The 12701-nt window shown below is 58.6% G+C and carries 12 protein-coding genes; 8 read left to right on the plus strand and 4 right to left on the minus strand.

Features of this window, described 5'->3' with window-relative positions:
• Positions 1 to 262: 262 nt before the first annotated feature.
• The 4 genes from FJ145_22385 (at position 263) to FJ145_22400 (ending at position 4555) form a co-directional block, all read left to right on the plus strand.
• Positions 263 to 1378 (plus strand): extracellular solute-binding protein, encoded by a 1116-nt coding sequence (locus tag FJ145_22385; protein ID MBM4264158.1) that lies wholly within the window; start codon positions 263 to 265, stop codon positions 1376 to 1378.
• Positions 1379 to 1387: 9 nt separating this feature from the next.
• Entirely contained in the window at positions 1388 to 2455 is a 1068-nt protein-coding gene (locus FJ145_22390; GenBank protein MBM4264159.1) for an alpha-hydroxy-acid oxidizing protein, read from the plus strand.
• Positions 2456 to 2521: 66 nt separating this feature from the next.
• Positions 2522 to 3250, plus strand: coding sequence for a glutathione S-transferase (locus FJ145_22395; GenBank protein MBM4264160.1), 729 nt, complete (start codon positions 2522 to 2524; stop codon positions 3248 to 3250).
• 126 nt (positions 3251 to 3376) lie between these two features.
• Positions 3377 to 4555 (plus strand): aromatic ring-hydroxylating dioxygenase subunit alpha, encoded by a 1179-nt coding sequence (locus tag FJ145_22400; GenBank protein ID MBM4264161.1) that lies wholly within the window; start codon positions 3377 to 3379, stop codon positions 4553 to 4555.
• Positions 4556 to 4557: 2 nt separating this feature from the next.
• Here FJ145_22400 and FJ145_22405 read toward each other — a convergent pair whose 3' ends face one another.
• From FJ145_22405 to FJ145_22420, 4 genes are all read right to left on the minus strand, one after another.
• Positions 4558 to 5343, minus strand: coding sequence for a protein-L-isoaspartate(D-aspartate) O-methyltransferase (locus tag FJ145_22405; protein MBM4264162.1), 786 nt, complete (start codon positions 5341 to 5343; stop codon positions 4558 to 4560).
• Between the two features lie 264 nt (positions 5344 to 5607).
• The gene (locus FJ145_22410; GenBank protein ID MBM4264163.1) at positions 5608 to 6483 is read right to left on the minus strand and encodes a xanthine dehydrogenase family protein subunit M; all 876 of its coding nucleotides are present in this window, start codon (positions 6481 to 6483) and stop codon (positions 5608 to 5610) included.
• Between the two features lie 130 nt (positions 6484 to 6613).
• Positions 6614 to 8926, minus strand: coding sequence for a xanthine dehydrogenase family protein molybdopterin-binding subunit (locus FJ145_22415; protein MBM4264164.1), 2313 nt, complete (start codon positions 8924 to 8926; stop codon positions 6614 to 6616).
• 59 nt (positions 8927 to 8985) lie between these two features.
• Positions 8986 to 9489, minus strand: a complete 504-nt coding sequence (locus FJ145_22420; protein ID MBM4264165.1) for a (2Fe-2S)-binding protein — start codon at positions 9487 to 9489, stop codon at positions 8986 to 8988.
• A gap of 215 nt (positions 9490 to 9704) precedes the next feature.
• Here FJ145_22420 and FJ145_22425 point away from each other — a divergent pair, with 215 nt between their 5' ends.
• From FJ145_22425 to FJ145_22440, 4 genes are read left to right on the plus strand one after another with little or no spacing between them, the layout of a single operon-like run.
• Positions 9705 to 10307, plus strand: coding sequence for a TetR/AcrR family transcriptional regulator (locus tag FJ145_22425; protein MBM4264166.1), 603 nt, complete (start codon positions 9705 to 9707; stop codon positions 10305 to 10307).
• Positions 10308 to 10362: 55 nt separating this feature from the next.
• Positions 10363 to 11022 carry a glutathione S-transferase family protein gene (locus FJ145_22430; protein ID MBM4264167.1) on the plus strand — a complete coding sequence of 220 codons (660 nt, stop codon included), beginning with the start codon at positions 10363 to 10365 and terminating at the stop codon, positions 11020 to 11022.
• Between the two features lie 52 nt (positions 11023 to 11074).
• Entirely contained in the window at positions 11075 to 11494 is a 420-nt protein-coding gene (locus FJ145_22435; protein MBM4264168.1) for a GFA family protein, read from the plus strand.
• 15 nt (positions 11495 to 11509) lie between these two features.
• Entirely contained in the window at positions 11510 to 12529 is a 1020-nt protein-coding gene (locus FJ145_22440) for an ABC transporter substrate-binding protein (GenBank protein ID MBM4264169.1), read from the plus strand.
• Positions 12530 to 12701 lie beyond the last annotated feature (172 nt).

Below are 12701 nucleotides of genomic sequence, written 5' to 3' on the forward strand. Positions count from 1 at the left end.
GCCGAGCCGGCGGGAGGGCCGCCCAAGACCACGGTGATGGTTTTATCTTGATAAAAGGGTGTTTGAGCTTGGCTCGGGCTTGCGCTCCAGAGCGTGAACACTAACAGAACCAACAGAGTTTTCATGACCCCTCCGACGAAAGTCAGTTTTCATACTCCGGCGCGGCCAAAATGTCCAATGGCGGTTTGCACCATCCTCTTGAAAACTCTGAAGTTTCAGGTCCAATAGCGATCTGAAGCTGTCACTTGGAGAGGAGTGCTGCATGGTTCGTTGGTGGGCGAAATGTTTCTTGTGGATGATGCTTTTGAGCCTGGTGAGCGGGCGCGCCACGGTGTACGGCGCTGAAGCGCAAGAAGAATGGAAGCGCGTCATCGAGGCGGCCAAGAAGGAAGGCAAAGTGGTTGCCGGCGGGCCGCCCACGGCGGTGCTGCGCAAGCAGTTTAAAGACACCTTCGAATCGCGTTTCGGCATTGAGCTCGAGCTCCTTTCCGCGCCCGGTCCGCAGAATGCGCAGCGGGCGATTTCGGAATTTAAAGCCGGTGTGAAATTTTTTGATGTGCTGCATGGCGGCTCGGGCACGCTGCAGCCGCTCAAGAATGAAAACATGCTGGCGCCCTTCATGGAGCAGATTATTCTCTCGGAAGTGAAAGACGCCAAACAATGGTGGGGCGGCCATCTCTGGGAAGACAACGTTAAGAGCCATCGCTTTATTTATTCTTTCTCGGCCGATTTCTCCGTGCCGCCATTTTACAACTCGTCGCTGGTCTCGCCCGGCGACGTAAAATCCTACGACGATCTTTTGCAGCCCAAGTGGAAGGGCAAGATCGGCATGTTTGAGCCGCGCGTGCCGAGCGCTGGCCAGGGGCTGTGGGGGTATCTGATGCGAGCCAAGGGTAAGGAGTATTTGCAGAAACTGGCCGAGCAGAATCTCTACATTCATCGCGACGGCCAGCAGATCGCCGTCGCCCTGGCCAAGGGCAACGTGTGGATCGCCCTGGCGGTGGCGCAACGTTTCGTCGAACCCTTCATCAAGAATGGGTTGCCGATCAAAGTTTTGCCGGCAATGAAGGAAGGACTAGCGGGCAGCAACGGTTTCGGCACGGTGGCAATGATGGCCAATGTGCCGCACCCCAATGCCGCGAAAGTCTATCTCAACTGGCTCCTTAGCAAAGAAGGACAGGAGCTCTACGGCCGGGCGTTGACACAGGGCAGCCGACGTTTTGACGTCGATACCAAATGGCTGGCGCGTCACAACACGCCGGCGGCGAAGGATATCACGACGCCGGAAGAGTTCGAGAAGACCCGCTTCTACGGTGAGGATGTGATCGTCAACTGGCGCGAGCCCGCCGGCGAGTTTGCGCGAAAAATCTTAAAGTGAAGGAAGCTCATGGCAACTGCACCTCTGGTAAATGTCTTTGATTATGAAGCGGCGGCGAAAGAGCGGCTGCCGAAAGAGGAGTACGACTACATCGCCGGTGGCGCGACCGATGAGATCAGCGTCGATCGCAACCGGCGCGGCTACTCGAGCTGGGCGTTTCGCCCGCGCGTCTTGCGCGATGTCAGTAAGCTCGATCTTTCGACCACCGTGCAGGGCACAAAAGTCAAATTGCCGGTGTTGATCGCGCCCTGCGGCGGCCACAAGCGCGCTCACCCCGATGGTGAGCTGGCAACCTATCGCGCCGCCGCGGCGCGTGGCACGATTCTCGCGGTCAGCGCCAATTCCAATACCTCGTTCGAAGACATTGCGAAGGCCGCCAAAGGAAATCTCTGGGTGCAGCTCTATCCGTTTCGCGACAAGGCCATGACGGAAGAATGGTTGCAGCGCGCCGAAGACACAGGGTACAAGGGCATCATTGTCACTTTGGATTCGCAGTGGCCGCCCAAGCGTGAGCGCAACATCCGCAACAACTACCAGCGCACGCGCGGGGTCAACTATCCCAAAACCGGCAAAGACACGCCGCGACCGGCAGGTCGAGCCGGCGAGGGCTCAGATCCGGCGGCGACCTGGCGCGATCTCGAATGGATCAAAAACGCCACGCCTTTGCCGGTGGTGGCCAAAGGTGTGTTGACCGGTGAAGACGTCGAGTTGTGCGTCGACGTCGGTGCCGACGGTGTGATCGTGTCCAACCATGGCGGCCGACATCTCGACAACACGTTGGCGACGGTGGAAGTGTTGCAGGAAGCCGTGGAAGCGGGCCGGGGCCGACTTGAAGTTTATCTCGACGGCGGTATTCGGCGCGGCGCCGACGTGGTCAAGGCGATCGCGCTGGGAGCGCGCGCCGTGTTCATCGGTCGCCCGCTCTTTTGGGGTTTGGCGGTGGATGGTGAAAAAGGCGTGGTGCGCGTGCTCGATCTGCTCAAAGAGGAGATCGAAATCACCATGGCGAAGTGCGGCCGGCCGACGATTGCCAGCATCGATGGCTCGACGATCGTCAAAGTGCCGCCGCTACCCTAAACCGAGTCTATCTCGGATTTATCTCGCGCAGAGGCGCTGAGGACGCACAGGTTCGGAGGGTTTTTGATGAAATACGAACTTTATTACCAGCCTTCGATTCAAGGGCGCGGTGAGTTTGTTCGGCTTGCCTTAGAAGATGCCGGGGCGAATTACGTCGATGTGGCGCGCGACCCCAATTTCGGTCGGCCGGGGATCATGAAGATTCTTGAAGATCCGAAAGTAGAGCACCCGTCCTACGCGCCGCCGTTTCTCAAAGCGGGTAAGCTGATGATCGGGCAGACGGCCAATATCCTGCAATACTTGGGACCGCGCATAGGCCTCGCGCCGAAGAGCGAGGCGGCGCGGCTGTGGGTGCATCAGCTACAACTGACGATCACCGACTGGGTGGCCGAAGTCGGCTTGACCCATCATCCGATCGCCAATGCGCTCTATTACGAAGAGCAAAAGCCCGAGTGCGCGAAGCGGGCTTTCTATTTTCGCACGCAGCGAATTCCCAAATTTCTCGGCTACTACGAAAAGATTCTCAACCACAATTCCAAAGGCGCGGACTTCTTGCTCGGTATGAAAATTTGCTATGCCGATCTCTCGCTGTTTCAGATGGTCGAGGGCTTGCGCTATGCGTTCCCACGCACGATGGCGAGCGAGGAGCCGAAGCATCCACGCGTGGTCCATGTTCATGACAAAGTCAAAGCGCGGCCGCGGCTTGCCAAGTATCTAGCCTCGCCACGACGCTTGGCGTTTAACCAGAACGGGATCTTTCGCCATTATCCAGAGTTGGAAGAGTCGCAGGGTTGAAAAAAGTGGAAACGCGGAAAGTGGAAAACGGAAATCCGGAATCGCTTTGGCCTATAAGATCGCCTTCTTGAGATCCGCAACCTTTCCGTTTCCCGTGTTTCTGTTTTGTCATGATTCGGAGGACTTATGTTGAGTCACGAAGAAAATAAATTTCTATGCCAGGTCGGCCCCGGCACTCCCGGCGGCGAGTTGTTGCGCCGCTATTGGCATGTGGTCGCAGCGTCGGGCGAACTCACCGCGGCCAAGCCTAAGAAGCGCGTCAAGATTCTCGGTGAAGATTTGGTTTTGTACCGCGATCGCAGTGGCAACTATGGGCTGGTTGCCGAGAAGTGCTCGCATCGCGGCGTGTCGCTCTATTATGGCTTCGTTGAAGACGATGGTATTCGCTGCGCCTATCACGGCTGGAAATTCGATGCCTGTGGCAAGTGCCTCGATCAACCGTTTGAAAACCCCGAGGCCGACTTCAAGGGCAAGATTCAGCATCCCGCCTATCCGGTGATACGGCGCAGCGGCCTGTTGTTTGCCTACATGGGGCCGCCGGAAAAAAAGCCGCTGCCACCCAAGTGGGACTTGTTGATGCGCGACGACGCCAAAAAATCGGTCGACGTTTGCGAGACGCTGCGCTGCAATTGGCTGCAGGCGATGGAGAATTCCGTCGACCCGACGCATACCTATTTTCTCCATTCGCACACATTAAAAGTAAAAGGCGATCCCGACCACGTGCCGTTTCACTACCGCATGGTGAGCAAGGTCGATTTCGACTTGGTGGTGCAGCCCACCTGGGCCGGCATTCAGAAGCAGCGCATCTTCGAGGACAGAGACGCGCCGCCGGAGACGCCGCACCCGCTGGTGTTTCCCAACATATTATTTGTCCCCGTGCGCATCGGCTACGCCATGCACTTCCGCACGCCGATCGACGATCACAACACGCAAGTCTTTCAACTGCGTTTCAGCCCGAGCAAAGACGGCAAGCCGGTGGCGCAGCCGGATGATATTCCCATCGAATACGTCGGCACGACCAATGAAGCCGGCGAGTTCCATATGGATAATTTCACGAGCCAGGACCACATGGCGTGGGAAACCCAGGGGCCATTGGCCGATCGTTCGAAGGAGCACCTCGGCGAAGCCGATCGCGGCATCATCATGTTTCGCAAACTGCTGCGCGAACAGATCGAAGCCGTGCAGAAAGGGCAAACCCCTGTGGGCGTAAACTACGATGCTGCCAAAGACGAAACGATTCGCATGATTCCCGAAGGCAGCGCCTACGATGCTTTTTCGTTTAACGCTGCGCGGCAGCAGAGTTAACCCTAATCTTTGCGAGGACTCTTCTCCTCTGTCGGTTTGCCCGTCATCGGCACGAAGCGCACGGGAAGGGTGCGCAGCGTTTCCATTCCCGACACGGTGCGCCGCAGGATGCGCAGTTCTTGGGTGCCAGTGCCAACCGGGATCGCCATCAAGCCGCCAACTTTAAGTTGCTGCACCAAGGCCGGCGGTATCTCGTCCGGCGCAGCGGTCACCATGATGCGATCGAAGGGTGCCTGTTCCGGCCAGCCAAGATAGCCATTGCCGGTGCGCACATGAATATTTTTGTAATGTAGATCCGCTAGCGTCCGCCGCGCCCGCTCGGCCAAGGGCGCGACGATCTCGATGGTGTAAACGTCTTTTGCCAGCGGGCTGAGCACCGCCGCTTGATAGCCGGAACCGGTGCCGATCTCGAGCACGCGGTGAGCCGGTTCCAGCGCCAATTCTTGGGTCATGAACGCAACGATGTAGGGCTGCGAGATAGTCTGACCATGGCCGATCGGCAGCGGGAAGTCGCCATAGGCGAGCTGTCGTTGCGGCTCGGGCACGAAGAGATGGCGCGGCACGGTCAGCATCGCCTTGAGCACACGCGAGTCGCGGATGTCACGGCCGCGCAGCTGTTCATCCACCATCTGTCGCCGCTCTGCGGCCCGTTCGTCGGCACTGGGTTGGGCGTTGCTACTGCTGTAATGGACGCCAACCAACAAACATGCCGCGCACAGCGCTGCCACCGTCGAAGTGTGGCTGAGCCGCGAGAATATAGAGGGACTTTGACGCACGCTGAAAGACATCTGCTAGCCCGGATTATTCATCGCTGCGGCGCGATCGAAGTGAAACTCTTCCGGAGCGAAGGCAACAGATATCCGCTTCGACGCCGCCTTGTAGGGGGGCGACCGGCGGTCGCCCTGCTCTGCGAATCGCAGTGAAAAGGTCGAAGAGATGCCAAGCATCGGCGCATTAAACCGAACGATTTGCGCTGATGCCTGCGCTCCTCCAGAGTTCCACTTCGATCGACACAGTGTCATGGGTTTTCCCGGTCGCATGAATAATTCGGGCTAGCGCGACTTGGCGGCGCGCCGCGCGGCTTCTTGAACGGCGCGCGCTGCGTAGACCTTTGCTAAATGAGCGCGGTAGTCGGCGCTGGCGTGCAGGTCTTCGAGAGGTTCTAGAGCATCGGCGATTGTCGCTGCGGCACTGACGATCAGTTTGTCGGTGAGTTTTTTGCCACGCAACAGGTCGGCGACCGCGGCGGCGCGAAACGGTCTGTCGGCCAAGCCGGTCACGCCAATGCCGATGTCTTCGCAGCTACCTTTGCCATTCACTCGAACCCAGGCGGCGACGCCGACGATGGCGAAGCCGGAGGCCTGCTGGGGCATTTTCAAATAGACGCTGCCGGTGCGGCGCTGGGGCAAGGGAATGCGAATCTCGCTCAGAATTTCCGTCGGCGCGGTGGCGCTGGTCATTGGGCCGATGAAGAAATCATCGGCGTGGACGATGCGCTCGACATTGGCCTCGACCAAGTTGAACTCGGCGCCGAGCGCCAGCATGGCCGCCGGCCAATCGGCGGCAGGGTCGGCATGCACCAGGCTGCCGCCGATGGTGCCGCGGTTGCGCACCTGCACGTCGCCGATGGCGCGCGCGGTCTCGCAGAGCAGCGGGGAAGTCTTCTTGAGCAGTGCGGAGCTTTCGATTTGATAATGGGTTGTCAGAGCGCCGATGACGATCTTGTCCTTTTTTTGGCGGATTCCTCTCAGCTCGGCGATCTTGCCGATATCGATGAGCAGCGTCGGGTTGGCGAGCCGCAGTTTCATCAATGGCAGCAAGCTATGGCCGCCGGCGAGCAGTTTGGCGTCGTCGCCATGCTGCGCGAGGGCGCGCAGCGCCTCGTCGATCGTCCGCGGTGCGATGTGATCGAAAGCGGTCGGGATCATCGGGTCGTCTCACTCGGAGAGCAAACCTCGCGCAAAGCTCGCAAAGGACGCCAAGTTCGGAAAGAAATCGTTTCTTTGCGTCCTTTGCGCCTTTGCGCGAGGCAAATTCTTTGTCCGACCATTTGCGTTATCACTTGCGCACTCTCTTTTTCGCAGCCGTGCTCGCCTGGCAGGCACGCCAGATTTTCTGCGGCGTCAGCGGCATGTCGAGATGGCTGACGCCGAGGGGCGCCAGCGCGTCAATGACCGCGCTGACGACTGCGGGCGTCGAGCCGATGGTGCCGGCTTCGCCGATGCCTTTGATGCCGAGCGGGTTTACCGGCGTCGGTGTTTCGGTGTGCGCGAGCTGAAAGCGCGGCAGATCGGCGGCGCGCGGAACTGCGTAGTCCATCAGGCTGCCGGTGGTGAGTTGGCCGTTGTCGTCGTAGACCACGGCTTCATAGAGCGCCTGTCCGAGCCCTTGGGCAATGCCGCCTTGGACCTGTCCGTCGGCCAGCAGGGGATTGATCACTTTGCCGCAATCGTCCACCGCGAGATATTTTTTGATTTCGATTTGGCCGGTTTCGGGCTCGATCTCGACGACGCAAATGTGAGTGCCGAAGGGAAACGTAAAGTTAGACGGTTCGAAGGTCGAGTCGGCGGAAATTTCGCTGGCGAGATTGGCGGCCGCAGCTTGGCGCGCGATTTGTTGAATCGTCATGCCTTTGCGCGGCACGCCTTTGACGATGAATTTGTCATCGCTGAAGACCACATCCTCGGTTGCGGCTTCCAATAGTTGGGCGGCCAGTTCCTGCGCCTTCTTTTTAACTTCTTCGGCGGCGTGATAAATCGCGATGCCACCGACTGCCGTGGCGCGGCTGCCGAAAGTCCCCATGCCTTTTGCCACGGTGCCGGTGTCGCCGTGCAGCACTTCGACGTCGTCGAAGTCGACGCCCAATTGGTCGGCGACGATCTGGGCAAACGAAGTTTTCTGGCCCTGGCCGTGGGGCGACGCGCCGGAATAGACTTTGACTTTGCCGTCCGCTTTGACATCGACTTTGCCGTACTCCCAAAAGCCCGGGCCCATGGCGCAGATCTCGACGTAGGTGGAAACTCCGATACCAAGGTAGCGGCCTTTGCCGCGGGCGCGCTTTTGCTCCGCGCGCAGTTTGTCGTAACCGACAAGTTTCAACGCTTTGCTCAAGGCAAGCTCATAGTTGCCGCTGTCGTAGACAAGCCCTGTCGCGGTTTTGAAGGGAAACTCGGCGGGTTTGGGAAAGTTTCGCTGGCGCACTTTGACGGGATCGAGCTTTAACTCCCGGGCGACGCGATCCATCAAACGCTCGATGACATAAGTTGCTTCGGGCCGGCCGGCGCCGCGGTAGGCATCGGTTGACATTTTATTAGTGAATGCGGCTCTGACGGCAATGCCGATTGCCGGAATCTTGTAACAGCCCGAGAGCATCAAGCCGGTAAACGGCGGAATCGCCGGCGTGAACAATTGGTGATAGGCGCCAATGTCGGCAATGACGTTGTAACGCAGGGCGAGAACCCTTCCATCTTTCTTCACCGCGGCTTCCACTTCGCCCACTTGGCCTCGGCCGTGGATGGTTGCCTGGATATTTTCGCGCCGCTCTTCGATCCATTTGACCGGTCGTTTCAACTCTAGCGCGAGGAATGCCAGTAAAGGCTCTTCGGCGTAGACGTTGAGCTTGCTGCCGAAGCCGCCACCGACTTCCGGTGCAATGACGCGCACTCGGGTTTCTGGTAGTTTGAGCAGGTTGGCGAGATGGCCTTTCACAAGGTGAGGAATCTGGGTTGACGTCCAGACGCAAAGTCCTTGAGTGTCAGAATAGTTGGCCAACACACCGCGGGTCTCCATGGCGATCGGTGCCAAGCGTTGGTGCACAAGCCGTTGCTTGACGATCTTATCCGCTTGCTTGAACGCCCCGGCGACGTTGCCCCGTTCCTGCTGCCAACGAAAGGCCAAGTTGTCGGGCCACTGCGCGTGAATGACCGGGGAGGCCGCCGTCAAAGCTTTTTCCGGATCGGTAACCGCCGGCAATGGTTCATAGTCGACTTCGATGAGATCGACGCCATCGCGCGCCGTGTAGCGATCTTCAGCGACGACGGCTGCCACCGGTTCGCCGACATAGCAGGTTTTGTCGACTGCCAGCGCGCGATGATCGGGAATGCGCAGCGTCGGGTTGTCGGCGGTGGTGGGCAGCGTGCCGATGCGATTTTTCAGCTCCGCGCCAGTGTAGACAGCAACAACTCCGGCAAGCTGCCGCGCGGCACCGACAGCGATACGATTGATTTTGGCGTGCGCATGGGGACTGCGCAAAATCGCCGCGTGCAGGATGCCCGGCAACTTCACGTCGTCGACGTATTCGCCGACGCCGCGAATCAGGCTGGGATCTTCGCGGCGCTTAACCTTCGCGCCGACTAGTTTGCTAACAGGCATCTCGCTTCGCTTTCGCTACGCTCAAGTTTTGAGTTTAGGGTTTCGAGTCGCCTAACCCCTCACGCCTTACGCCTGACGCTCTTTGTCTTCGGCCTCATTTGTTTAGCCGCTTGCTGCACGGCATCGACGATATGCTGATACCCCGTGCAGCGGCACAGGTTGCCGTCGATGGCGTGGCGGATTTCCGTTTCGGTCGGTTTGGGGTTGCGCTGTAATAGTTGGTGAGCTGACAGAATCATGCCGGGCGTGCAGAAGCCGCATTGCAAACCGTGGCACTCCCAAAAGGCCTCTTGAATCGGATGCAGTTTCACGCCGCGCGCCAGACCTTCGATGGTCAGCACTTCGCCGCCGTCGGCCTGCACCGCGAGCACGGTGCAGGATTTCACGGCGTTGCCGTTGAGCATGACCGTGCAGGCGCCGCAGATGCTCGTGTCGCAGCCGATGTGGGTCCCCGTAAGCCCGGCAACGTCGCGCAGCAGATGGACCAGAAGCAGGCGCGGCTCTACTTCGTAGGATTTTTCGCTGCCGTTGATGGAGAGCGTTATTGGCTTTTTCGTTGCCATCGTCTATCGACGCTATAACGCAACGAACCACCGTGAAGCAAACCCAAATACAAAAAACTCCGAGGGTAGGGCGCGATTGATCGCGCCCGTTGTCCCGGCCGCGGCCGTGCGCAATGAATTGCGCTCCGGCTGCGAAATGCGTTCGGCCGTTGCCCAAAGCGCTTGACAACCGGTAGGCGTTTTCACTATGAATATACCAACTGGTTGGTTAACCTTTGAGACCGAAACTGATCAACCCGCCGACCCGGGAGAAGCTTTTGGAACAGGCCCAGGAGCTCATGCTGGAAAAAGGTTTCGTCGCCACGACGGTGGACGAGATCTGCCAAGCCTCCGGTGTGACCAAGGGAACTTTCTTCCACTATTTCAAGAGCAAAGAGGACTTGGCGAAGGCAGCCCTCGATCGATTCTTTTACCGCCAATTAGAGATGGTCGGGCGGGGCGCGCACCGCAGCGCCGATCCTTTAGAGCGGGTTTGTGCGCTGGTCGATTCGTTCATCGCCTACTCTAAACACCCAGCGACGCGCAAGGGATGCCTGCTCGGTAACTTTTCCCAGGAATTGTCCTCGACCCACCCGGAGCTGCGCCGCCAATGCGAGCAGCGGTTCGCGGAAGCCAGCGCCATCATGAAGCGGGAGCTTGATGCCGCGCGCGTTATGCATCTGCCGCGCGCTCGGCTGGATACCCTTGGGTTGGCCGAGCATTTTATTGCGGTCCTGCAGGGCTCGTTGATCTTGGCTAAAGCGAAGCAGGATGTTCACGTTATCGAGAAAAATCTGCTTCATTTTAAAGGCTATTTGCGCGCCGTGTTTGGCCGTTAGGGCGTTTTTCTTGGCCAATTATTAAACCAACTGGTTGGTTAATTTAGGAGGTTTTATGGCGATTGAACTCTATTGGGGCAGCGGCAGTCCGTTCGCGTGGCGCGTGATGCTGGCTTTGGAAGCGAAAAGATTGCCTTATGAGTCGAAGCTGCTGGAATTCTCCAAAGGCGATCACAAGTCGCCGGAGTTTTTGAAGTTGAACCCGCGCGGCAAAGTGCCGTGCCTGAAAGATGGCGACTTCGTGTTGTACGAATCGCTGGCGATGATGGCTTATCTCGACCGCAAGTACTCCGAGCCGCCCTTGTTCGGCAAATCGCCGGAAGAAACAGGTTTGATTTGGCGCGCGATTTCGGAGTGCGAGTATTTGACCAGCGCGGGCGACAAGGTGATCCGGCCGGTTTTCTTCGGTAAAGGCTTGGACAAGGTCGATGAGATAAAAGAAGCGGCGCAAAAGATTCGCGATGAGCTGAAGCGGCTCGACGAGCAGCTTGTGAGTGCGTCCTGGTTGGTCGGTGAAGACATGTCCGCAGCCGATATCGCGGTATTTCCGCTGGTGCAGCTCTGTCTGCGCGCGGCTGCGAAAGATGCGGCCAAGCCGTTTGACTTGAGAATTGCTCCTTTGGCTGAATATTTTCCCAGTGTCACCAAGTGGGTGCGGCAAATCGAGACGCTGCCCTACTACGAGCGCACCTACCCGCCGCACTGGCGGCAGTAACATTCTTTAAAGCATCGACCCCGGCGAAAATAAACTACGAGGAGGAAAAAACATGGCAACTAACTTCAAAGGAAGCTGTCTTTGCGGCGCAGTGCGCTATGAGTGCAATGCTGAACCGTTGTTTATGGGCAACTGCCATTGCCGCGATTGCCAGAAGGCAACCGGTGCGGCCTACGATCCTTGCATAGGCGTGCCCGCCGCAGCGTTGAAGGTCACAGGCGCTGTAAAGTATCACGACACCAAGGCGGATAGCGGCAACACGCTCAGCCGAGGCTTTTGCCCAGAGTGCGGCAGCCGTTTGTTCGCCAAGACCAGCGCCATGCCAGCCCTCGGCATGATTACGGCTGCCACCCTAGACGATCCCAGCCAGTACAAACCGAGCATGGATATATTTACCTCGAGCGCGCAGCCTTGGGATCATATGAATCCCGCACTGCCGAAATTTCCCAAGATGCCGCCGATGGGTGGGTAGTCGAGGTAGCGATTGATGTCTTGGTTGCCGTGGGTCGTCGGCGGGAGACCTGACATGATCGACTGGGCAAGAATTTGCGCCCGAATGCTTCTCATCGCGATCAGCGTGAGCCTGCTAGTCGCCGGCGCGCACGCCGCGGAGCGCACCAAAATCACTCTTGGCTATTCAACCACCGGACCCACGGCGGTGGGTTTGTGGATGGCTAAGGAGATCGGCGCGTTCGGCAAGTACGGCGTTGAGCCAAACTTGGTTTTCATCTCATCGAGCCCGGTGATGGTGCCGGCGCTGCTCGGCGGCGATGTGCAGTGCGCCATCGCCGGCGCCAACGCGGTCATCGCAGCCGCCGCCGGTGGCGCGCCGATCGTCTCGGTGGCCAGCCTGGCCAATCGACCGTACCTGCGCTTGTGGGCGCAGCCGGAATTTAGCCGCACCGATGAGCTGCGTGGCAAGACGCTCGGGGTGTCGCGCTTCGGCGCCACCACCGACAATCTGACGCGCATTCTTTTGCGCCGCTTAGGTTTGGAGAACGCGGTCAATATTCGCCAGCTAGGCGGCACCCTCGAAGTGGGGCTGGCTTTTCGCCACCGCCAGATCGACGGCGCAGTGCTAGCGACGCTGCGCACCGACGTGCCTTATCGCATTCTAGTCGAGCTGGCTGACTCTGGCATTCAATATTCGATGGGCCAACTGGTGGTTTCACGGGACTTTTTGCGCCGTTCGCCAGAGACCATGGAGAAAGTCCTGCGCGCCTATCTCGAAGGGGTGGTGGTCGTGCGCGATGGCGCGCAAAAAGAGCGCGTCGTCCGTACGATCGCCAGCGTGACGCGGCTCAAAGAGATGAAAGCAGTGGAAGAAATCTACAGCGATGCGGCAAAGTATCTCGACCGCATCCCGCGTGTGGAGCCAGAAGCGGTAGCCGCGACATTGGAACTAATGGGCAGGAAGGGCTTGCCGCTGGAAACCTTCGCGGACAACTCGATCCTCGATCGGCTGGTCAAAGAAGGCTTTGTCGATCAACTCTACAAGAAACGTTGAGTGCTGTTCCTAAAGCAAGAGAGGCCAGGCATTTTGCCTGGCCTCTCTGACTTGGTGGAACCTCGGGCTGTGTCTTTCTCTGTTGTTTATGCGTCCACGTTTTCGATGCTGTATCGGCGCTGTTGTGGTGAACTCTTCCTATTGCAACGGCGAGTCCAATCTCTCTTGGGCG

The sequence above is a fragment of the Deltaproteobacteria bacterium genome, assembly GCA_016874755.1.
GTDB lineage: Bacteria > Desulfobacterota > Binatia > UBA9968 > UBA9968 > DP-20.